The sequence below is a fragment of the Anabaena sp. FACHB-1237 genome (genome assembly GCF_014696225.1).
Taxonomy (GTDB): domain Bacteria; phylum Cyanobacteriota; class Cyanobacteriia; order Cyanobacteriales; family Nostocaceae; genus FACHB-1237.
In genome coordinates this window covers 1-25164 of sequence record NZ_JACJPV010000043.1, presented here as the reverse complement: position 1 = coordinate 25164, position 25164 = coordinate 1, and the positions used below count along the sequence as shown (strand labels likewise).

12 protein-coding genes and 2 tRNA genes are annotated in these 25164 nt (G+C 35.6%); 7 read left to right on the top strand and 7 right to left on the bottom strand.

The genetic code is table 11. The annotated features are described in order from the left end of the window. Positions 1-67 precede the first annotated feature (67 nt). The 3 genes from H6F32_RS16835 to pbpC form a co-directional block, all read right to left on the bottom strand. Positions 68-5143 carry a choice-of-anchor I family protein gene (locus H6F32_RS16835; protein WP_190370457.1) on the bottom strand — a complete coding sequence of 1692 codons (5076 nt, stop codon included), beginning with the start codon at positions 5141-5143 and terminating at the stop codon, positions 68-70. A 944-nt stretch (positions 5144-6087) separates the two neighbouring features. Next, positions 6088-6246, bottom strand: coding sequence for a hypothetical protein (locus tag H6F32_RS16830; protein ID WP_190370456.1), 159 nt, complete (start codon positions 6244-6246; stop codon positions 6088-6090). Between the two features lie 150 nt (positions 6247-6396). Further along, positions 6397-8655, bottom strand: a complete 2259-nt coding sequence (pbpC, locus tag H6F32_RS16825; protein WP_395939629.1) for a penicillin-binding protein 1C — start codon at positions 8653-8655, stop codon at positions 6397-6399. Between the two features lie 320 nt (positions 8656-8975). Between pbpC and H6F32_RS16820 the strand changes: the two genes are divergently transcribed. The 3 genes from H6F32_RS16820 (at position 8976) to H6F32_RS16810 (ending at position 16248) form a co-directional block, all read left to right on the top strand. After that, complete coding sequence (locus tag H6F32_RS16820) at positions 8976-9791, top strand: Rpn family recombination-promoting nuclease/putative transposase (protein WP_190370467.1); 816 nt, start codon at positions 8976-8978, stop codon at positions 9789-9791. A gap of 92 nt (positions 9792-9883) precedes the next feature. After that, positions 9884-15634: an alpha-2-macroglobulin gene (locus H6F32_RS16815; RefSeq protein ID WP_190370454.1), complete on the top strand. Its 5751-nt coding sequence runs from the start codon at positions 9884-9886 to the stop codon at positions 15632-15634. A 44-nt stretch (positions 15635-15678) separates the two neighbouring features. Beyond that, positions 15679-16248, top strand: a complete 570-nt coding sequence (locus H6F32_RS16810) for a Uma2 family endonuclease (RefSeq protein ID WP_190370453.1) — start codon at positions 15679-15681, stop codon at positions 16246-16248. A gap of 178 nt (positions 16249-16426) precedes the next feature. On the opposite strand, the gene H6F32_RS16805 is transcribed toward H6F32_RS16810, so the two are convergent. From H6F32_RS16805 to H6F32_RS16795, 3 genes are all read right to left on the bottom strand, one after another. Then, complete coding sequence (locus H6F32_RS16805) at positions 16427-17278, bottom strand: hypothetical protein (RefSeq protein ID WP_190370452.1); 852 nt, start codon at positions 17276-17278, stop codon at positions 16427-16429. Between the two features lie 373 nt (positions 17279-17651). After that, positions 17652-17723: transfer RNA gene (locus H6F32_RS16800), tRNA-Lys, on the bottom strand. 112 nt (positions 17724-17835) lie between these two features. Continuing rightward, positions 17836-18171 (bottom strand): multidrug efflux SMR transporter, encoded by a 336-nt coding sequence (locus H6F32_RS16795; RefSeq protein ID WP_190370466.1) that lies wholly within the window; start codon positions 18169-18171, stop codon positions 17836-17838. Positions 18172-18422: 251 nt separating this feature from the next. Between H6F32_RS16795 and H6F32_RS16790 the strand changes: the two genes are divergently transcribed. The 4 genes from H6F32_RS16790 (at position 18423) to H6F32_RS16775 (ending at position 22842) form a co-directional block, all read left to right on the top strand. Next, on the top strand, positions 18423-19196 hold the full coding sequence (locus H6F32_RS16790) for a thioredoxin domain-containing protein (RefSeq protein WP_190370451.1): 774 nt from the start codon (positions 18423-18425) through the stop codon (positions 19194-19196). Positions 19197-20273: 1077 nt separating this feature from the next. Next, a complete protein-coding gene (gene pds, locus H6F32_RS16785; RefSeq protein WP_190370450.1) occupies positions 20274-21713 on the top strand; it encodes a 15-cis-phytoene desaturase in 1440 nt (479 codons plus the stop codon). Beyond that, on the top strand, positions 21697-22629 hold the full coding sequence (gene crtB / locus H6F32_RS16780) for a 15-cis-phytoene synthase CrtB (RefSeq protein ID WP_190370449.1): 933 nt from the start codon (positions 21697-21699) through the stop codon (positions 22627-22629). The genes pds and crtB overlap by 17 nt, the downstream gene beginning before the upstream one ends. A gap of 121 nt (positions 22630-22750) precedes the next feature. Beyond that, positions 22751-22842 (top strand) — tRNA-Ser (locus tag H6F32_RS16775). Positions 22843-23269: 427 nt separating this feature from the next. On the opposite strand, the gene H6F32_RS16770 is transcribed toward H6F32_RS16775, so the two are convergent. Further along, positions 23270-25164, bottom strand: a 1895-nt coding sequence (locus tag H6F32_RS16770; protein ID WP_190370448.1) for an Eco57I restriction-modification methylase domain-containing protein, incomplete at its 5' end; no start/stop codon positions are given.

Below are 25164 nucleotides of genomic sequence, written 5' to 3'. Positions count from 1 at the left end.
GGCAATAGCAATGTACACTTTTTCCATTGCCCTGAGTTCGTCTTGGTTACTGGGTTTATTAGCCTGCTTAAAGAAGGCTAAAGTAATTACTAACCCCAAGTGATCCTATGATGTTATCGCCAGTCTTGTATTTGATGTTGGTGACATCAATAACCAAGTCACTACTATTGGAAAATCCTGCCGTTCCATCATTTACGGACAGATATGTGCGCTGTCCAAAGGTGAAAAATACGGCTTCGTTGAGTCCCAATGCTTGATTTCCAGAAACAGATGGATATATATCACCATATACAGAAACCAATGCAGTTTGTAAATTTGCCGCGTTAATTTTTCCCGCATTGAATAGGTCAGAGGGTATAAAATTATCAGTAAAGACAATGCGATCGCCTTCGGACTGATTGAAGTCAGTAATGTTATCTAACTGGTTATTAGATGAAACATTAGTAAACAGCGACTCAGTAAACGAGTTATAGAAGAAAGTATCAGATCCAGCACCACCTGTCAGTAAATCTCGTCCAGCTAAACCTCCTAGCGTGTCATTGCCAACCCCACCTAACAATTTATCAACTCCAGGTGTACCAACAAGAGAAGATCCACTACTTGATGCTTTTTGGGTGGTAATACTGTTGACTGTTGGTGTCGGTGCTGATATTAGTTGTTCCCCAAAGTTATAAGAACCTGCTCCCGTTGATCCGGCACTAAGCACAATGTTACTAAATTGGTTAGCTACAGGGCTAACAAAGCCGTTAACTGTTGTAAGTCCGTTGTTGTATCCTGTGGGCTGAGTTTGGGTAATGGTATAATTTCCTGAAAACAGGTTGCTAAATTGATAGCTACCGTTGGAGTTAGTTGTAACAGTTTGGTTCACATTACTGCCATTGTTAGCTGTGCCCGCGAGGGTAATATTAATACCTGCAAGGCCAATTTCGCCTGTATCTACTATTCCATTATTGTTAGCATCAATATATACCACGCCTGACAGGGAGGAGGTGGGATTAACATTAATTGCCAATACTTTGTCAAAGCTCAATCCGGTGTTGTCAGTAGTGCGAACGCGAATGCTATTACTTGATTTAGTGCTAAAGTTAGGGGAAGCACCAACTAATAGTTGATTTCCACTAATTGTGAAAGCAGAATTATCAGCACTACCCGTACCACTAACTAAACTGTAGGTAAAGGTATTAGCTATATCTGGGTCACTGCTGGTGAATGTTCCTACGACTGTATTAGCGGCAACGTTTTCGTAGATATTGGTGGAACTTAATATCAAGTTAGTGGGTGCTTCCTTGACATCCTTCACATTAATAGTGAATGCCTGATTCAAACTAAGTCCAGTATTGTCAGTGGTGCGAACACTGATGTTATATATTGACTTGGTTTCAAAATCTGGGGAAACATTAATCAGTAATTGATTGCCGTTAATGCTGAAAGCTGAATTATCATTTGTACCAGAAACGAAGTTATAGGTAAATGTATCACCTACATTGGGGTCTGTGGTACTAAAAGTACCAATTAAACTACCAGTACCAACATTCTCATCCACATTCGATGCACTAAGGGTAATTAGTGTGGGTGGTAGTTCATCATTAACAATTGTCAGTACAGCATTGGGTTGCTGTGTTCCTACTAAACTACCAGCACTAGGATTAGTTAAGGTAAGGTTAATAGTTTCATCACTTTCTACATTGGTATCCCCAGCGATAGGAATTTGTACATCCTTGTAGGTTTCACCAGGAGCGAAGGTAACAGTAATTGGTGTATTGATGTAGTCCGCTTGATAAGCTTTATAGGTGTCTGGGTTAAAGAACGCCAGCAACTGACCACCTTCTACCAATTCCCCTGTAATACTGTAGTGGGCTTGGGTATCGAGCAAGAACCAACCAGGTCCAAGGATATCTTGAGCATCAATAATCCCAGATGATTCCTCATCTTGAGTCAGGAAATTATCACCACCAGAAAGGAATCGAGTTGGGTCATGTTGCGCCACCAATTTTAAGGTGTCAGTGGCAATGTTATACTGCCAAATTTTGCCAATATGGGCATTGTTCCCTACATCTTCCTGAAGCAGAATGTTACCATATTTGTCTATGGTCATGTTATCAAACATCTTCTGTCCTTCAGTTCCATCCAGAACTGCTTCAATAGTACCGCCTAATTCTGGGTTAGTTGGATCATCGAAGCGCAGTCTCCACAAGCGGCTGGGTCCACTAAATGAATTAGTGGTAACAAAGTAGAAATCTCTGGGGTTGGATGGGTCCCATGCGCCATCTTCAGGACGTAGGAAAGCTGTCACACCAGCAGCTACACTCTGGGTTTGCAGGGTTGCCCCTGTTGTATTTTGCACATTACCCAAATCCGCCAATGTAAATCTGCTTCCCGGCGCTAAGTTGGTTGTGTTGGTTTCACTTGTTAATCCAGTAACAGCAACGCCATACAGTTTGCCGTTGTTTAATCCTGCCTTATCAATTTCTGTTCCCGTATTGGTTTTATTGCCAATGTAGAAGTAAACTTGACCACCTGTAGAGTCATCTAGTCCGGCCACTACTGTCTTATTACTAACTGTGGGGCTGGCCACGGCATTTTCAAAACTGAACTTACCTAGATAGGGCAATTCATAAGTTGTACCAGCATTGGCGCCAGTAGCAATATGAGCAAAAGCACGACTTTCAGGGCTACCTTCTTCGCCATTCAAATAGATACGTACTGTACTACCCAGTCCTGTGGCACTGTTGTAGAAGGCGGACACCGGAGCTAGATCCCCAGAGCAGAAACGACTAAATGCTGTAGTGGTGCTTTGAGTGAAGCTAGTACCATTCCATACATATACCGTCTGAATTAGGTCACTGCCACTGACTACTGATAAATCCGATTTGTTGATTACCCATTTGGAAACGAAAGCACCTTTACCACCATGAGCGCGGGTAATTCCAAGTGTACTGCTAATTTCATGGTTCATTAATAAAGTGAAAGTACCATCACCGTTATCGAATGCTCCCAAACCATCAGGAATGCCGACCATTTTATAAGGTGTGCCGTCGGGTTTGTTGTTGACTGAATCTCCAACAGTGAGGATGGATTTCACACTAACACCCGATCCCGGTGTGGTGGGGATAATATAAGAAGTGGCAGAACTGCTGATTCCTTGGCTTGTATCTACAGTGGGAGCAGCAGCGCTACCCTTGGCTGTACCATCAGTCAATTGTAGTTGTACTGTGTCTGTACCACTGATACTGCCAGTACGAGTGATTCTGACTGTGGCATAGGTATTAAAACCAGTGGTGTTGCCTTCTGTAACGCTGTAGTTGGCGGTACTAAAGTTAAATACCGGTACATTGACTTCAAATACTGCAACAGTTTTACTAACTTCGTTAGCAGTGACTAACAGAGGTTTACCTGTGGGACTATCTGCGGCCGATATAAATGTTAGTCCTTCCACGGCAACATCTTCAGGTGTATTAATATACTGCACAAATGTTGGCTGGTTAGGATTGCTGACATCATAGACAACAACATCCCCTGTGCGTTCTAAACCAATAAAGGCATAGGTACGACCGTTGATAACTCCCACTACCACACCTTCCGGTTCTGGTCCCTTGTTGTCGCTGCGGGTATCGAAGGTGGTGATTGTACCCTCAGAGTTAAATAAGGTCGGGGTTTTTGCTGCGGTGATTTGTTCTAGTTGATCACCACTATCAAATACTTGAGTGCCGTTGCTATTCCAAATAGAGAAGGAACGCGCCCCAAATACCTCAATGCGCTCAAATTCTGCATCTGCGTCTGTATTACCTGTAGCATTGGTTACTTGCAAACGTCCCAAATTACTGCTTTGTTTGAGGGTTGATGCATTGGGGAAAGCTATTGAATCCAAAACATAGCTGGGACTACTAACTCGAATTTCTTCGTTAAATCCTGGGTAGTTGCGGGAATCACCTTCGTTAGCGGTGATGTAGTAGGTTTGTCCATTAACGTTGAAACTAGCGATCGCATCTGGTTGATATAATCCAAAAACTGGCACATTGCGAATATTAATCCCACCATCTTGATCATTAGGATCTATGCCATTCCCAGGTAGACTGTAATCCTTCGCACCCAGAGGGATAATTTGGGTAATGGTAGCGGTAGCAATATCCAGAATAGCGATCGCATTATTTTCTTGCAATGTAATCTGCGCTGTTAACCCATCGGGCGCTACAGCAATAAATTCTGGTTCTAAATCCTGGGCAACTGTCGCACCAGGTCCGATAATTCTCACACCCGATGCTTTTAAGGATGCAATCTGACTATTAAAACTGGTGAAAGTAGCAGTTTGTACTGTAGCACTGGCAACACCACCAGCAATATTAATAATGCTCACAGAACCTTCTGGATCAACCGAATTAGTTTGACCGTAGCTGTTGGGTTCTCCCTCATTGGCCACTAATACCTTGGTGCCATCAGGCGTAAAGGTAAGCATATCTGGCAATGCACCCACATCTACCTCATTGATAAAGCTACCATTACCGGCATTAAAGAAGGCTACTTTACCAGTTAGTTGGGCTGAAGTTGTAGTATTCTGCACAGCATAAGCCACAGCAACCACACCATTTTTCACTGCCACACTGTTGGGAATTAATGTTGTACCCGCAGTAGGTGTGATTGTGGGGGTTAAAGTACCAGTCACAGTTAGAGAACCTGTACTGCTGACGGTGTAAATGTCAACGGTATTACCAGCAACGACGAATAGCCGTTTGCTAACCGGGTCAAAAGCCGATATTTCCGCCCCATTAGCACTGGCAATGCCACCGACTTTGGTTAAAAAACTGGAGTCGTTGTTAGTAATAGTAATATTTTGGGAAGTTGTCGCCCCTAAAGAAATGCCCGCAGATGGTGTACTAATTGTTAAAGTTGCGGTTTCTGTTCCTTCAACTATGGCATCATCAGCTACAATAAAGGAGACAGAACCGGAAGTTTGCCCATTGGCAATAGTAATTGTGTTTTTGCTGAGGTAATAATCACTGGCTGTAATTCCAGTTCCTGATACTCCTAAATTTACTGTTTGATTACCGGAAACAGCACTGGTGGCTGTAGCTGTGACAGTAATAATTGTTGTCCCTGCTTCTGTGCCAGCATTAGAACTGACAGATAAATTAACTAAAGTTGTCATAAATAAAATTGTCCATAGGGTAACTTTATCTACAGGTCGCTGTAATTAAAGTTTGCTCAATAAACCTAAAACGTTGATAAATCAGGAGATTTACACCTGAGATGAATCATTTCATATTTAGGTTAAAGAAAAAATATCTAAAATTTATCAGAAGTTTAAATAAGTTAATGAAAGTTGATTTGTAATGTTATGTTCCATTATAACTGAACTTCCCCCCATTCATTTGTAATAAAAATGCTAAAAAATCTTGTGTAGTAAACTTTTTGAGCATCAGAATCCTGATTTTTTGTTACCATATAATTGTAACGATCTCTTAACATTAATTAAGTCTTGATTAGGATATAATTATCAGCCGGGTAATCGCCTCAACCACTGACTACAAGCCCTCTCTATCCATGCCTACCCTGTCTGGCAACAGGCAGGCAGCAGGCAGGAAAATGTACCCAATAATAGGTAGTTAAAAATCGCTTAAACTACCTTAATTCAGGAGTTTTGTTATTTTTATTAAGGGGAAGTTCAGCTATAAGAATATTAGGATTATCGGATTTATCTGCGTAACAGCTTGACATAATAAGATCCCCGATTTTGTAATAAATCGGGGATCTTTCTATATCAATGATAAGTAAATACTGCCATACATAGGCAAATTATCGCATTGTGGATGAAGATTAAGCGATGCCCATGAGGTAATGATCAAAAACAAAATTCATCAAACTTTGCTGTATTGGAAAATACCAGATGAAAATACAACAATTAGTTCTCTTGTCTATTGCTATGAGTAAGAGCTAATTTTAGTGGAATTTTGTTAGTAATTTACAAGGAAAACATCGGATTAAGCTTCAATTCCCATCATCAACAAAAATTATAGTCATACATGAAACCGTTTCTCTTTGATATTTATGGTTGTCACCAGTCTACACTATCAGTAACTTAACTGCAATAGCTTAACTAGCGTGTTCCCAGTCACTAAGACATTCACTTTGTGGTTTTTTTATTTTGTTTTTGCGAAGGGGAACTCTTGGACTGCCAATATCTGTACCAGGAAAAGATTGTTTCTTTTTGGCAGATTTTTTGTGCTGGTTGCTAGGTTCTATGTTATTCATGGCGATTTTCACTCCTTGAGAAGCTATCAATATTCAACAACATTAAATTATTACCCCACTTATATTATCAACACGATTTTAGGATTTTCCAGAAAAAGATTGATTTTTTTATTGTTTTTTATTCAAAGTTAATCAATCTATGACTTTCTGCTAATTGGTGGGATGCGCTACAGAAAAACCTTGTCTTTTAGGTTGAATATTAGCCAACTCTACTTGAAAATTTATGTGATGGCGCATCTGACCATTTCTAGCTTCTAGTCGCCATTTCCCTGGTTTTAATTGCCAGAAAATTGCATTATTTGTTCCTGTTGATAATTTTTGATCATTTAGCCACCATTCTATAGACTGATTTAGGGATGCACTACCTTTAAATTCAACTTTAAATTCTAATTGTTGCTGTTTCGTTGCACCCGGATATAACAGAAATAAATCTCCATTACTCGGAGAAATAATCCTGAAATTATCAGTTATTAAGTTGGATGATGGCTGTTTTACTAACTTTTGATTATCCACTGATAATATCTGAAGATCAGTATATTTTTCAGAATTGTTTTGAGAATTATTTTCGGAAAATATGGGATCTTCTACTGATAAGTATTCTCTAACTACTGAAGTACAGCTAGGTGTGGGTTTTAATCCGGTTGTGGCACAAATCGGTAATTGTACCATCCCTTGTGGTGGAGGAAAATTGCCAGGGGGTTGATCTTCATGTAAATGCAACATAATCCTGTTCCATAAGGGTGCTGCCCCCGTCACTCCTGAAATTTGACGCATAGGTTCACCATTAAAGTTACCTACCCAAGTGGCAACGGTATAATCTGTACTAAAGCCCACTGTCCAAGTATCTCGGTAGTTGGAAGAAGTACCAGTTTTGACAGCGACAGGAAAGGGCAAATTTAATACTGAGTCTATACCAAAAGCGTCCCCACGAGCATAGCGATCGCTTAACATATTAATAATTAATTGCCAATACATCGGTTGAGAAATTACTTTTTGTGAACTATGATCACCATTATTTAACATAGTAATTAAAGGCTGAAATTTGCCCAGATTAGCCATAGTTACATAAGCATTAACTAATTCCCATAAACTGACTTCCCCACTACCTAAAGTTAAGCCTAAACCATAATAATCTGCACTTTTTTTAAGACTAGTAAAACCTAAATCATGTAACCGATTTAAGAAAGAGGAAACACCGATTTTTTCTAACACTTTTACAGCAGGTACATTCAAAGAATTAGCTAAAGCTAACCTAACTCTCACAGGACCTAAAAAAGTGTTAGTATAATCCGTTGGACTATATAATTTTGCCCCAGGAATGGCGTAATGAGTTGGGACATCTGCCAAAATAGAATTAGAACGAATTACACCAGTTTCTAATCCTAATTCATAGACAAATGGTTTCAAAGTAGAACCAGGTTGACGTAAAGATTGTACACCATCATTGCGTCCTAATTGACTCTCATTAAAATAATCAGGTGAACCGACATAACTTAAAACCTCCCTAGAGTAGTTGTCAATTACTACCACTGCTGCATCATGAACATTATTACTTTTGAGAGATGCTAAAACTTGTTTTACCTGTGCTTCCACAAATTCCTGCAAAGAATGATCAATAGTAGTTTTAATAATTGATAAATTATCATCTGACTTTTGATAGTTTTGATAATTTTCTGATAACCAAAATAGAAAATGTGGTGCAGTAATAATTCCCTGTATTCGAGATTGCAACACTAGTTTTTCTGCTAAAATATCGGAAATTTCTGACGGGTTAATGTATTTTTCCTGCGCCATTCTTGTTAAAATATATTGTTGTCTGGATTTGACTCTTTGCCAGTATTGATAAGGGTTAAAGTAGGTAGGATTATTAGGAATAGCTGCTAATAAAGAGGCTTGGGCAACATTTAATTCACTAGCAGAAGTAGCAAAGTAAATTCTTGCTGCTGCTTCTATACCGTAAATGTTTCCTCCCATGGGCAGACGATTAATATAAGCTGCTAAAATATCGTTTTTATTCATTCCTGCTGCTAAACGCCAAGCAGTCCAAATCTCCTGAATTTTCCCTGATAAATTGCGAGGATATTGATATAACATTCGCGCTAATTGCATGGTAATAGTGGAAGCACCAGAAACTATTTTACGACGATAAATAGCATCATTAATAGCGCGAATTATGGCTTTTAAATCTAATGCCCCATGATTATAGAAACTAGCATCTTCAGCCGCTAAAATTGCATTAATAAAATTTGGAGAAACTTGATTTAAGTTAATAACAGAAGTATGTTCCTGATCACGAGTTAAGACAGTTCCTAATGGTAAATTATAGCGATCGCTAAAAGAAATAGCTAACTGATTTTGTTTAATATCTTGATAGCGAATAGGGGCAAAATAAGGTAGTAAACGCACCATAAAAAGCAGCGATAAACCCAATAAAATAGCTTTAAGATGTGTGTATTTTCCCTGAATCCAAAAGCATTTACACTTTGCCAATAAATTCACAAATACAGTTATCAATAAATTCATAAAATTAAACCATAAATTAAGAATTGTATAGTAAAACCATAAAGCTCATAAAACATGATATAATACAGCAGTTTCCGTTATTATCAGGTACAGATGTTAATGATAAAACCCTTATAACACAGGCATCTTGCTGTGTTCATAGTGTACCTCATGTAGATGGAATGTGCTGTAAAATTGTTGAAGTAGCATCTACTAGAAAAATTGCCATGTATGATAATGTATGTAAATTTCTAGCAACATGGTTACTAGGTTCACCCATAGAACTAACAGAACTTAGCCCCACAGAACTATCAAATCAACCCATTAGGGCAGATTCACTAATTTTATTACAGTCACCGGAGTTAATTCTACATTCAGAATTTCAAACAGATCCAGAAAATGAAATACCCTTTAGAATGACAGACTATAGACTCAGGGGACATCGTTTATTTCCCGAAAAGAAAATGCGTCAAGTAGTGATATACTTGAGGAAAACTGAGTCCAAATTAGTCTATGAAAATAGTTTCAAATTAGAAAACACCTATCATCAATATGAAGTGATTAGACTTTGGGAACAAGCCACAGAACTATTCATGAAACTTCCGGGTTTATTACCTTTTGCAGTATTAAGTAAAACATCAGATCCCGTTATGGTATTAAACCAAGTCGGGAAAATTGTCGAAGAAATGGAAGAAATTACACTGCAAAGAGATATAGCTGCCGCCAGTTCCATATTAGCAGGATTAGTGTTAGAACAAAATATAATTAGGAAGGTTTTTAGGAGTGAAATTATGAGAGAATCTGTGATTTATCAAGAAATTCTTCAAGAAGGTATTCTTCAAGGTAAAGCCGAAGGTAAAGCCGAAGGTAAAGCCGAAGGTAAAGCTGAGTTAACCAGAAAATTAACCTTTAAGTTGTTGAAAATGGGCATGAATTTAGAACAAATTTGTCAGCTTACAGAATTACCTCTGAAAGAAGTTAAGGCTTTACAAAAACAAATGCAAAAGCCTAATTTTGATCCTGATAATTTTGATAATGTTTAATTATTAGCATTAATATCCCTGACTTATGGAAAAAGTTGGGGATATCCATAAAGTCTCAATAATTAATCAATAATTAATCAATAATTAATATCATGAAAACAAAACTCCTAAAAATAATAAAAACCCTGAAATTGCTATTAATAATTTTAGTAATAATCGGTCTCAATGGTTGTAATTCAGTTAATATAAAATCAGGTAAAGAAAAATTACCCATAGTAGCATCATTAACACCACCAAAATTACCCAGTTGGGTAGAACAAATTAGTCCTTTAGGAGAAGCAAATACTTTAAGTCAAATTAGGATTATATTTAAAGAAGCATTAATTCCCATTGAAAAATTAGACACTCCTCAACAAGAACTTTTATTAAATAAATTTGCTATTTGGCCACCATTACCGGGAAAATTTCGCTTTTTAACACCACGTATGGTAGGATTTCAAGCAGATCAAGCTATACCCCAAGCTACCAGAATTCAAGTTACTTTAAAGGCAGGTTTAGCAGATTTAAAAAACAATCGTTTAAACCAAGATATAGCTTGGACATTTAATACGCAACCAATTAAAATTACTAATTTACCAGGAGTAAACCCTGTTGAAAACTCAGAAATTGCGCCAATAGAATTAGAACCAAAATTACAATTTACAGCTAATACAGAATTAGATATAGAATCTGTAAAAAAACATTTATGGTTAATTGCTGATAATAAAAAACAAGTTGTTAATTTTCAGGTAAAATTAGATAAATCAGAAGTAGTAGCAAATGAAGATCCTTTACAAACATTTGATCCTGCTACCAAAGAATGGATTTATAATATTACTCCTCAAAAAACTTTAAGAAAAGCCACAAATTACCGTTTAATATTTTCCCCTGGTATTCTTCCTGTACATGGAAATTTAGCCAGTAGTCAAGAATTTGTGAGTAAATTATCAACTTATGCACCTTTAAAATTTGAGGGAATTAAACCCTATGGAGAACCTGACGCATCAGGAACTTATGGTAGATTTGTTAAAGGTAGTCCTAGTTTACAATTTAATAATATCTTAGTAACAGATTCTATTAAAGATCATATTAAAATTAGTCCCCAACCTAAAAATATTGATTCTGAAAACCTTTTACAAATTTATGATCAAGATAGAATAGTGAGAATTAATCCTTATGCTTTAGAACCTAATCAAAATTATCAGATTACCATTGACAGAAATATTAAAGATCAATTTGGACAAACTTTAGGTAGTCCAATTACGATTAAATATCATACCAGTGATGTTGCTGGAAATATTGCAGTTCCCGCCGATTTTAACATCTTTCCTAGCAATCAAAATTTACAATTAAATATTGAAGCAATTAATTTACCAGAATCTAAATATAAAGCTGCTTATAGAATTATTAAACCTAGTGATTTAATTTATAGTAATAGTGCTGATGAATTATTACCTAAACCCGAAAAATGGACAAATTTCTTAATTAAATCTCAGAAAAACAAACCAGTAAATATTGCTATTTCTCTTAAAGAAAAACTCAAAAATAATCAAGGAATGTTAGCTTATGGAATACAAGCACGTACTCATAAATATTTAGATGATGGTAAACAAATTTGGCATGAACCCACAACTTATGGCATGGTACAATTAACAAATTTAGGCGTATTTGCCCAATGGTTTCCCAAATTAGGATTAATTCGCGTGCATCATTTAAGTGATGGTACAGCAGTGAAAGGGGCAAATATTACCATCTATCAATCGAAATTATATCAAGATCAAAAATCTCGTTTTCAACCCCTACCTTGTGCCACTGGAAAAACTAATGATCAGGGAATTTTACAAATTGAAAGTAATCAATTAAATCAATGTTATACTAAGTCTGAATATGACGATTATCGCTTACCTAAATTATTAGTCATTGCCCAAGAAAATCAAGATTGGGCATTTACAAGAACACAAGAATATAGTGGTGCGTATGATTATGGTATAGATGCCGGTTGGGAAAGTGATAAACCTGCATCACGAGGAGTAATTTTTTCCGATAGAAAGCTATATCAACCAGGAGAAAAAGTTGCATTTACTGGTTTTACTAATTATTTATCAGCAGGAAAAATTCAACAAGATAAAAATACAACTTATCAAATATCTTTAGTTGATCCTAATGGTAAAACTACAGATTTAGGTACACAAACTACTAATGAATATAGTACATTTTCCTTAGATTATCTCATTCCTAAAAATCAACCTTTAGGATATTATACTATTACCGCTAAAGGTGATAATAAACAAGAAATATCAGGAGAATTTCGAGTAGCGGAATTTAAACCACCTAATTTTAAAGTTGACTTACAATTAAATAAAAAGTTTGCTTTTGTTGGTGATCAAATAACTGCTAATGTGGCTAGTAACTATTTATTTGGACCTGGAGTAGAAGGAGGAAAAGCTAAATATTTTATTACTCGTCAAAAAAGTGATTTTATTCCTCAAAATTGGCAAGAATTTAGTTTTGGTAGACAGTGGTTTTGGCCAGAAGAAAGTCCCAATATTAATACAGATGTTTTACAAACTACTTCTCAATTAGATGGTAATGGTAAAAGTAGTCAAAACTTTGCTGTAGATAAAGATTTACCCTATCCTATGAGTTATCGGGTAGATGTGCAAGTGAGTGATGTTTCTAATTTATCTGTAGCCAATAATCAAGGTTTTACTGCTTTACCCAGTAATAAATTTATTGGTTTAAAAAGTAATTTTGTAGTTGATGCTGGTAAAGAATTTCCCATAGAAATTATTGTCACTGATGTTAATGGTAACCCTTTAGCAAATCAAAGGATCAATATTGAATTACAACAGATGAAATATACCACTGTGACTCAAGTAATTGAAGGTAGTAAAACACCTAAAAATCAAGTGGAATATCAAACAGTTAGCAAAACAGAAATTACCTCTAGCAATATTCCCCAAACAGTGAAATTAACCCCTACTGTATCCGGTTCATATCGTATTCGGGCTAATTTTAGTGATAGTGTTCAAGAAATTACTGCTACAGATTTACAAATTTGGGTAACAGGAGAAAATCAAGTATTTTGGGGAGTAAATGAAAAAGATAAGTTATCAGTTAAGTTAGATAAAAAGGAATTTAAAGTTGGAGAAACTGCTACTGCTTTAATTCAATCTCCCTATACAGAAGGAGAATTATATTTTGCAGTAATTCAAGATAAACCTCTTTATCAAAAAGTAGTTAAAGTCTCTGGAGGTGCGCCCCAAATTAAATTTACTGTTACTCCAGAAATGTTACCAAATGCCGCGGTACAAGCGGTATTAGTGCGACAAGGTAAACCCATCAATGAGTTAGAAACCAAAGGTTTAGAAAGTTTAGAAAATCTCGCTAGAATTGGTTTTGTACCTTTTAAAGTTAATCTGGAAAATAAATATTTAAAGGTAGCAATTAACCCTAGTTTAAAGAGTTTAGAACCTGGCAAAGAACAAACTTTAAACTTGGAATTAAAAGATGCAGAAAATAAACCAGTTCAAGGACAATTTACTGTGATGGTTGTAAATGAAGCTATTTTACAACTTAGTGGTTATCGTCTTCCTAATTTGGTAGATACTGTATATGCAGAACAACCAATTTCTACTAGGTTTAGTGATAATCGTCCTGATGTAAGATTAGCACAATTAACCGCTAAATTGCCCAAAGGTTGGGGTTATAGTGGTGGTTTATCCAGTGCTTTAGCTAATACTCGCATTCGAGAAGATTTTCAGCCTTTGGCTTATTATAATGGTGTGGTAATTAGTGATGAAAATGGCCAGGCTAAAGTCAACTTTACTTTACCTGATGATTTAACTACTTGGCGCGTGATGGTGGTAGCTACTGATGGTAATTTACGATTTGGTAATAATGTTGATACCACTTTTATTACTACTAAACCTTTAATTACTAATGCCATTGTACCACAATTTACTAGATTAGGCGATCGCATTTATGCAGGTTTATCTGTGACTAATACCACAGGAAACACTGGTACTGTAAACATTAATGGTAAACTTACTGGTGCATTAAAATTTGCCGAAAAACCATCGCAAACTACAACTTTAAAAACACAAACTGAGTCCCAAACTCAAGCCTATCGTTTTCCCATTGTTGCCAATAAAATAGGCGAAAGTCAACTTACATTTACCACAGAATTAAATAATAATACTGATGGGTTTTCTGTACCTTTAGAAGTTAAACCTTTAGAAGTTACTGAAAAAGTGGTAGAAACTGGAGTTAGTGAGAAAGCAGTAAAAATTCCTGTAAACATTGATAAAAATACCTCTCCAAATACTGGAGGTTTAGAAATTCAATTAGCTAGTACCTTAATTCCAGAAATTAAAACTTCTGCAAAACAAGTTTTCAAAGATGAAGATTTACCTTTTGCAGAACCAGCAGCTAGTCAATTATTAATTGCAGCTAATTTAGCAAATCTCAATCAAAAATATGATCAAATATTCACAGAATTGCATCCTGAAAAACAAGCCAAACAAGCAATTAATAAATTAAAACCCTTACAAATACTAGATGGAGGTTTTGCTGCATTTCCTAAACAAGTAAAATCTGATCCTTGGGTTTCTGCTTATGCAGCAGAGTCTTTAGCTACTGCTAATCAAATATTCCCTAATTTAGTAGATGATGATAGTTTAAAACAGCTAAGAACCTACTTACAAAATGTTCTCGCTAACCCTGGACAATATGATTTTTGTAAACAGAAAATTTGTAAATTACAATTACGACTTAATGCTTTAATTGCTTTAGCAGAATTAGGAGATAAACGTAATAGTTTCCTCAAAGATATTTATCAAGTTAAAGATGAACTTGATCTAGTTACACAAATCAAATTAGCTAGATATTTATATCAATTCCCTGAATGGCAAGATGAAGCGCAAATTATCACAGTCCAATTACAAAAGGACATTTATCAAACAGGAAGAACAGCAGTTATTAACCTGCCAAAAAATTGGAGTTGGTTAAACTCTAATACTACCATTCAAGCCCAAGCAATAGGGTTATTTATTGACCAAAAAACCAACCCAGAAACTATTGATAAATTATTCCAAAGTTTGTTAAATTTACGTCGCAATGGTACATGGGTAACAAGTTATGATAATGCCCAGGCTTTAACAGCTTTAGTTAAATATAGTCAATTAGAAGCCACTCCTCCTAACTTTTTTACATCGGTAAAATTAGCAAATCGTAAATTAGGAGAAAACCATTTTCAAGGTTATAAAAATCCGCAATTTAACCTCAATATACCCATTGATAAATTACCTCATGGTAACAATGATTTAGTTGTCGAAAAATCTGGTAAAGCTAATGTCCATTATGTGGTGGCTTACAATTATCGTTTATCAGGAAACCAACCGGGAAGATTTAATGGTTTAAGAGTAACGCGAGAAATTAGTAAAGTTAATGAACAAAAACCTTTACAAAAAATAGGAATGTACACTTTTGATCAGCCATTAATATTAAAACCAGGAGAAGTATTTGATATAGGATTAGAAATTATTACCGATCATCCTGTAGATCATGTAGTGATTAAAGATCCTTTACCTGCCGGTTTAGAAGCTGTAGATAATAGTTTTCAAACTGCTAATTTAGCATTAGAAGCAAAGTCTGATAGTTGGCAATTGGGATATAAAACAATTTACAAAGATCGGATTATTGCCTATAGTGATCATTTGGAAACGGGAGTTTATAATTTACATTATTTAGTGCGTTCTGTCACTCCTGGAACATTTATTTGGCCTGGCGCAGAAGTGCATCTGCAATATCTACCGGAAGAGTTTGGCAGAAGTGCAGATGCTACTTTGGAAATTGTAAATTGATTTGCTAAAATAGTTAATACAAGCCGTTTATGGGAGAAATAACCATGATAGTAGCAACTGCTAAAAAGATGAATTTTGAGGAATTTCTTAATTATGACGATGGGACTGATAATTTCTATGAATTGGAAAATGGCGAGTTAATTCTTATGCCTTCTGAAAGTGAACTAAATCAAAGAATTGCCATGTTTTTAGTTGCCTATTTTCTGCAATTAGGTATTCCCTACTATCGGTTAAGAATGAAAACAGAAATCGCTGTACATAGTCGTCAGGTAGGGGTGCGTGTTCCTGATTTAGTAATGTTTTCTGAAGAATTAGCTGAAGTTATGAAAGATGCTACACGCTCTCTGATTTTAATGGATATGCCACCTCCTTTGTTAGTAGTTGAAGTAGTCAGTCCTAACCAACAAAATCGAGATTATCGTTACAAACGTTCTGAGTATGCAGCGCGAGGTATTAATGAATATTGGATTGTAGATCCGATATTACAAAAAGTGACGGTTTTAGAATGGGTAGAAGGTTTTTATAATGAACAGGTTTTTACAGCAAATGATGTGATTTGTTCCCCTCTATTTTCTGATATTCAGTTAACTGTGAGTGAGATTTTAAAAGGATGAAATAGTAAATAATTGAACGCTGATAAATACCTCACCATAAATTAAGGTTTCTTAACCCATGTAGGTGGGTTTTGCCCTTGTAACGGGGATTTATAATCGGCAATTTTATTATCAATTTAGACTCTTCAAATATCCTCTTAGAACAGCCTTTAAGGGATAAGTGAGAATTTTTTCCTGATTAACTTTGTATCTGACTCCGACAATATTCTGCTGTGGGAGTAACAGAAACAACTTCCACTTCTACAGGTTTTTCCACAGTGGGATTAATAATAAATTCACTTGGCCCTTGATGGGGTTTTTCTGTATTTCCCCAATCATAAGTATATCCTAAACCAGTCCAGGGATAATATTCCTGTTTAGCATTGCTGTAAGAATTGCTGTAAATTGTTTTGATAATAGGACTACTATCAGGAACAGGTAAAGGTAATAAATTACAAGTTGTATCGTTAATTTCAGGATCAATACATGGTCTACTTAAATCTTCTGCTTTCACCCACATTTCAATAAAATCGGTTTTAGTAGAATATTTATTTAATATTAATCCCAAATACTGTTGTAATCGCAAAGACAATTCAATATTATCGGGAATATTGGCATCTGTAGCCTGATATTTTTGACAAAATTCTTTAACTTCTGGTACTGCGGTAAACCATGTTTGATAAGCTAATGATTTTTGTGACCCTATTGGCCAATCTCTGCTAGGATTACTGCTATATTTCCATGTGGACATTAAATATTCTATTTTACCATTATTTTCACGCCATTTAATTTTGGTATTTTCAGGGGATAATGCCCATAGGTTATTAACTACTTCATCGCTATTTGGTTGTTTTGCATCTTCAATACTTTTGGCTAAAGTTTGATTGAGAATATTATAAGTTTCTGGTTGATATTGCAATAGATAATCATACACATTTGTAGTTGTTTGTGCTTGGGCTATTTCTGCTGCAAGAACTTGTTTTCCCAAGCCAAAAATAGACAATAAAACAATTACTACACAGCAAAAAGTTTGGTACTGCCACTTTTTCATTATCGTTAATTTGGTTTGATTCAATAATTCTATAGATAATTATACTATTAAATATATTAATTTATTCCTTAATAAATAATTAAAATTACTGAGTATAAGCAATACTTGTTACAGCAATTTTCAGGTAAATGAACCACATTTTGATTCTGGTTTCGCGCAAAGATGTAAAGGAGCATTAGCGAAGCGAAGCACTTTTATTATGTTGGGCGTAAAGGAAGACTAAAATTAATTTAGGGTGTGGTATAAATACATAAAAACTGCTGCAAAATAGTTAATACAAGCCTTTTATGGGAGCAATGTTTTAAAGTGTGTAGAAGAATGAAAGCAAGTTTTACTGCTAGGATAAAATCTATCGGTAAGGATCTGAAACCGATGGGCGAGGAGGGATTCGAACCCGCAACCAATTGATTAAGAGTCAACTGCTCTGCCGTTGAGCTACTCGCCCTAACTAAAAACCATAATATCAGACTTTTGATTTTAACGCTAGTGTTGCATTAAAAAAACTGTCTGCTTTCTAGCGAACATCTTCAACCTACCGGATAGTTAATGTATAATTTTTAGCTTTCCCAATTTAAACCCGCAATACCGACTATAATTAAAAACATAGAAATAATTTTGATTAATGTTAATGTTTCATTAAACCAAATTACACTAATATTAGCAATTATCAAAGTACCTAAACCAGCCCAAATAGAATAAACTATACTTACAGGAATAGTTCTTAAAGAAAGTGTCAAAAAAGTTAAACAAAGCCCATAAAATACAAAGATAAAAATAGAAGGAATTAGCTTTGTAAACTCCTGGGAAAGTTTCATACAGGTTGTACCAGAAACTTCAAAAATAATCGCCAAAATTAAGTAAAACCAACTAATTAGCTTTTCCAATTTTATCATTCCTACAGTTACATGATCAATTTTCTTGTCAATAGCCAAAAATCGAGCTAGAAATTGACAATATCAACAAATATGTGACTATTGTCCGAGAAATTTTTAAGAATTGTTGTTGTTTATGCTACATGAACCAATAATTATGTTATATTGTGTGCAGTTTTTAATGCTAATTTTTCATAACTTATTATAAATTATGAAAAATTACCATCAAAATCAATAATTAATAATTCAGTAGTCTACCAGTGTTATTACAAATGTTGAAAAAAACGCGAAAGATCACAAAAGTTACCATTTTGACAATTATTAGTTTATGCTGTTTTCTAGTTAGTTGGACATTGCCAGTTTATGCTGATACAAATGATAGAAAAATTAGCCCTCAATTAGAACAACAAGTTTTAGAAATTATCCGTAAAAATCCAGAAGTAATTATCGAAACATTACAATCTTATCAAGAAAAACAAAAATTAGAAATCAAAAAGTCCAGAGATGAATTTATTAGAGAATTCCGCAATAATCCTCAAGCTATTATTGCTAAATCTCCCACTATTGGGGCAAATAATTCAAAAATTGTGTTGATAGAATTTTCTGATTTTGAATGCCCCTATTGTGCAGAAGCCCATAATACTTTACAAGATTTATTAAAGACGTATCCTAATAAATTCACTTTGGTTTACAAACATTTTCCACTTTTTCAAATTCATGAGCAAGCCCTACCAGCAGCACAAGCAGCTTGGGCAGCTTATAAACAAGGTAAATTTTGGGAATATCATAATGCGTTATTTGCTAATCAAAAAAGATTGGGAGATGGCTTATATTTAGAAATTGCTAAAAACCTGAATTTAGATTTAGTAAAGTTTAACAGCGATCGCAAATCTGCTAATACTGCAATTCAACAAGATTTACTCTTAGTTGATAAATTGAGGTTATCAGGTACACCTTCTTTTGTAATCACTAGTCCTAGTTATTCTGGACTTATTCAATTAACGGATGTGGAAGAAATTTTAAAAGGTGATGGTAATGGACAATAGTAATCATAAGCTAATGTGCAGCACTCACTGTATAATTAAAAAACCTGAAGTTACAGTAGCACAAGCATCTTGCTTGTATTAATTATTCAAGTTAAAGGCACAACAGCTTAGTAACCACTAATGATACCAATAAGTTAGGAGAAAGAATTAATTATGACGGGGTTTATCCAGCACATTTCATCTACATGAGGTACACTAGGAACACAGCAAGATGCCTGTGTTACAAGGGTTTTATCATTAACATCTATACCTCATAATAACGGAAACTGCTGTATCTGACGTAAGTTATCTCAGGTAAGTGTGATAGTTAAAAAATTTAAAGGATTTTGCCAATTTGCCTAATCAAACCTCAAAAATCTGCATCTTTGGTATGAGGTGAAAATTATTCCTGACCTGTTCTAATAAGAGTAAGTGTAAGGAGTAGTCTTTTGAGAAGTGGAAAAGTACATTTTGTATGTTTTTCACTTCTCAATTCTTATTAGGACTTACGCAAGTGTCACACTAAAAAATCTGTTGAGTGGGTGCGTCAGATATCAACAATTTGGTTATTTACATGATTTATACTGTCTGACGTGGTTGGTGAGCTTGTCGTCACTGTATAATTAAAAAACCTGAAGTTACAGTAGCACAAGCATCTTGCTTGTATTAATTATTCAAGTTAAAGGCACAACAGCTTACCAATGTGCCAGTTGCGTAAGTCCTGCTTATATGGTAATTACTTTCAAAGTAACTCAGAGGTTGAGATCCTCTTAGTGGGGAGGGTATCTTTTTATGTCATCAATAATTTCGCCTTGGATACATCCTCAAAATCGTATATACATTGAAAACCTGGTTCATGGGTAGTGGTAATTCATGAATTACCCCTACATTCGTTGACATAAGGATATTTTCTGGATTGTCTTGCTTTTTTTGCTGATCTATGTTATTGACCGATAGCGATAAAATAATTAAGAATGAACTATCACCCATTATCCATAACCCATCACCAAATTACAGCAAAAACGGCAAATGTAACAGTTTGCAACATATAATGAGAACGGCAAACAATTAAGAAATATTAAAGAACAGTAGGTTTAAATGCGAGTAGCTATCGCTGGTGCAGGTCTAGCAGGACTTTCCTGTGCAAAATATCTGACTGATTTAGGTCATACCCCCATTGTTTTGGAACGTCGAGACGTGGTTGGGGGAAAAGTGGCTGCTTGGAAGGATGCCGATGGCGACTGGTATGAAACAGGACTGCATATCTTTTTCGGGGCTTACCCCAATATGTTGCAGTTGTTCAAGGAACTCGACATTGAAGATCGTTTGCAGTGGAAAGAACACACAATGATTTTCAATCAACCAGAAGCCCCAGGAACTTACAGCCGCTTTGATTTTCCCGATATTCCCGCCCCTTTTAATGGTGTAGTGGCAATTTTGGGCAATAATGATATGCTCACATGGCCGGAAAAAATTAGCTTCGGCTTGGGTTTAATTCCGGCGATGCTAAAAGGTCAGAAGTATGTAGAAGAAATGGACAAATACTCCTGGAGTGAGTGGTTAAAACGGCAAAATATTCCTCCCAGGGTGGAAAAAGAGGTATTTATTGCCATGTCCAAAGCATTGAATTTTATTAACCCGGATGAAATTTCCTCAACAGTCTTGCTAACTGCTTTAAATCGCTTTTTGCAGGAAAAAAACGGTTCAAAAATGGCTTTTTTGGATGGTTCACCCACAGAAAGGTTATGTCAACCGATAATTGATTATATTCAAGCAAGAGGTGGAGAAGTCAGATTAAACGCCCCCTTAAAGGAAATTTTACTGAATGAAGATGGTAGTGTTCAAGCCTTTCTGTTGCGAGGTTTGGATGGGGCGGAAGATGAAATATTTACAGCAGATGTATATGTATCCGCTATGCCTGTTGACCCTTTAAAGGTGATGTTACCTAAACCCTGGCAAGAAATGGAGTTTTTCCAGAAATTACAAGGGTTAGAGGGTGTTCCTGTGATTAATGTTCATATTTGGTTTGATCGCAAGTTGACAGATATTGATCATCTGTTATTTTCTCGATCGCCACTTCTGAGTGTTTATGCTGACATGAGTAACACTTGTCGTGAATACGCTAATCCCGACCGATCTATGTTGGAATTGGTATTAGCACCCGCCAAGGATTGGGTTTCTCAATCTGATGAGGAGATTATTGCTGCAACTATGACTGAATTGGAAAAACTTTTTCCACAACATTTTAGTGGTGAAAATCCTGCGAAAATGCTGAAATACCATGTTGTAAAAACTCCTCGTTCCGTTTACAAAGCTACTCCCGGTCGTCAAGAATGTCGTCCTGACCAAAAAACCCCCATCCGTAACTTCTACTTAACAGGAGATTACACCATGCAACGCTATCTAGCCAGTATGGAAGGGGCGGTACTTTCTGGTAAGCTAACAGCACAGGCGATTTCGGAAACATCATCAGTAGCCAATTCCTCTGACTTACAAACGCTATCTCGACCGTCCGCCACGAATGCTGCAAGTGTCTGATTCCCCCCCGCGCATGAAAACGCTGGTCTCTGTAGATGAGTCTTACAAGCTTTGTCGAGAACTTACTGCTAAGTATGCCAAAACTTTTTATTTGGGTACTTTGTTAATGAGTCCGGCCAAGCGTCAATCTGTTTGGGCAATTTATGCCTGGTGTCGCCGTACAGATGAATTAGTAGATGGTCCTGGATCTGCTATAACTACGCCAGAAACCCTAGACCTATGGGAAAAGCAACTGGAGGCGATTTTTGCAGGATGTCCCTTGGATAATTATGATGTAGCTTTAGTTGATACTTTACAACGCTTTGCTTTAGATATTCAGCCCTTTCGGGATATGATCGCAGGTCAGCGTATGGATCTGTATCGCTCTCGCTATGAGACTTTTGACGATTTATACCTCTATTGTTATCGCGTCGCTGGTACGGTAGGTTTGATGTCTACTACTATTATGGGAGTAGATGATTCGATTTATACTGCTCCTTGGTATAAAAATCAACAACCTTATTTACCAATTGATGAGGCGATCGCTTTGGGAATTGCTAACCAACTGACAAACATTCTCCGCGATGTTGGCGAAGATGTGCGTCGGGGTAGAATTTATCTACCGTTGGAGGATTTGGCCAAGTTTAATTACACTGAGGAAGATTGTTTACGAGGTGTAATAGATGACAGATGGCGTTCTCTGATGCGGTTTCAAATTGATCGCGCCCGAAGGTTTTACGAAGAAGCGGATAGAGGTATTAGTTATCTAGCTAAGGATGCTCGTTGGCCAGTGTGGTCTGCATCTATGTTATATGGGCAAATTTTAGATGTGATTGAGCGCAATAATTATGATGTGTTCAGTCAGCGAGCTTATGTTCCTCAATGGCAAAAGTTACGCACCTTACCAGCAGCTTGGATGCGATCGCAAGTGCTGTAGAGTTTTTAGTCGTTGGTCAGTCCTAACTTATAAAAATTTCTTGTAAAAATTATTTATAAAAAAACTGACCATTGACTATTGACGATAAAAAAAATGTCTGCTAATATCAATAGAAATAACTGGAGAGGTGGCTGAGTGGTCGAAAGCGGCAGATTGCTAATCTGTTGATGGAATCGTAAGGTCCATCCGAGGGTTCGAATCCCTCCTTCTCCGTTCTTTGAGGATTATTCCATAAGCCTTGTCTCAATTAGCTGACCCAGGATTTTAGAACTTATGGGATAGTTATCTTTCAATTATCTATGAGTTCATATAATTTTATTTGTCTGAATCAGGATATCCAGGATTTTAGGATTTACAGAATGTAGCAATTGATAAAAATCCTGACATTTATTGATACTTATAGATTAATTAGACACCTTGTGAAAATTAAATATACGTGATTACACCTGATTACACGTGACTTACAACCCTTGTAGAGACGTTCCATGGAACGTCTCTACAATTTTTGCCAAGATATAACTATTGTAGGCTTATTTGTTGGTTTACCTACTGCCCCATCAAATGGCTTACGCTGCCCTATCATTCCCAGTTAGGTTATCGGTTTCAGGTTCAGTTGATACCAATGGACATTACTAAACCCCTACCCGTTAGAACTTTCGATAATTTGAATTTCCTCCGGTGTTAAATTATAAAGTTGATAAACCATTTGATCAATTTCTGCTTCTAATGCGCTTGTATCTGCATTGGGATCTGATTTTTTAGCGTTGAGAATTTCACTGACTATTATTGTAATTTTAGATTCTAAATTTTCCGAGTAAGTAAAAGGTAAGACTTCTATTTCTGTGGTACTTACATTATTATTACTTGATGTCTTTTGAAAACGCCATTGGAACAATCGTGAATTTATAAGAGCTAAAATATACTCAAGGGAATATACATCATCTCTTTGAATATGAATAGAGTTTGTCGAATCCGCAAAATATGAATATTCGTCTACAATAGTTGCTACTAATCTTAGTTTTTCATCAACCCCAGTAATTCTTTGTGTAGCAATTCTCTTAATAGAACATAAATGATTACTTTTTTTACTAGCAAGAAAAGCATCTTCATTAAAATATTCTCTAACACCTTGACTGAATACAGTATTTATTTTATAACGACCTATTTCTACTCCTTTAACTAGTTTTTTATGAGATTGATTACTGGTGATATAATTCCTGAATATAGTCTGATTAATTTCACCTCTATGAACTAATATATTGCTCTCATCTTTGATAGGTTTAAATTGATGTATTTTGTTGATTATTTTCCACTCATTTTCAGACACTAGTGGAATACATAGACTCTGAGGATCAAATTTAGAAATCTCTAATGCAGTCGTCGCAAAAAATTTATAATTATCATCAAAAGAATTAGAAGGATATGTATAAACTAGTATATTAGTTTGATTAGTTTTCAATTTCTTATTAATTGAGGCCATCAAAATTAGAGTAGACTGTTTTGCATCTTCAAACACTCTCTTAGATACGATATCTTTTTGTGGGAAACATAATAACTTTAATCTAAAGCAAGAATCTAATAAGAATTTTCTCGTAGAAAATAGGCTATTATCTGCAACAATAGTTAATGGAACAATGAGACTAATTTCATTTTTACATTTTGATATTTGATATGATAAATAAATAAACAATCTATATAGATTCAATTTTCCACCCTCAATTTTATCATATCTATGAGTTGATTTAGCATATTGAAGAATTAGCTGATAAGGTTCTAGAGTAGTATTTCTTTCTTTTTCTAAGACAGCATAAGGAGGATTACCAATAACCACATCAAAACCAACAAAAACACCCTCATCATTCAACACTTCAGGAAATTCAAAACGCCATTCTATCGTATTTTCATAAATCTTCCCACGTTCTATATCCTCAATCTCAACCTTTAACTTATCAATCTCATTATTTAACTTAGCAATTTTTTTCTCCCGCTTAGTTTTCTCAGCTTTAGTTTCTGGAATCAGAAAAATTTGATTCTCCAAATTCTCAACCTCACCCTCTAACTGTCTTAACTTAGTCTTATTAGGATCAATTCCCTGTAAAGTAGTTTTAAAATTACCTTTAATATCATTAATTAATCTTTCCATTTCCCGTTTTTGTTCCTTATTTTCAGCATTGCGGTAACTTTTCACAGCATTTTTATAATCTTCTATAGAGTATTTCTGCTTACTTAAAGCAACTTGTAAATTACCATCTAACGAAAAACGACTAATTAAAGAATTACCACATTTAATATTAATATCAATATTCGGTAAAGTCTCCAATTCTTCCATATTCCCCTCTCCTCGTAGGAGAGGGGTTAGGGGAGAGGTTTTATAATAAGCATTTTTTAAAAGTTCAATCCATAACCGTAACCGACATATTTTCACAGAATTAGGATTAATATCCACACCAAATAAACAACCTTCAATAATCGTCTGTTTCTCATGAAATAGAGTTTCTTGTACTCGCTGACTTTCCTGATTTTTCGGATTATATT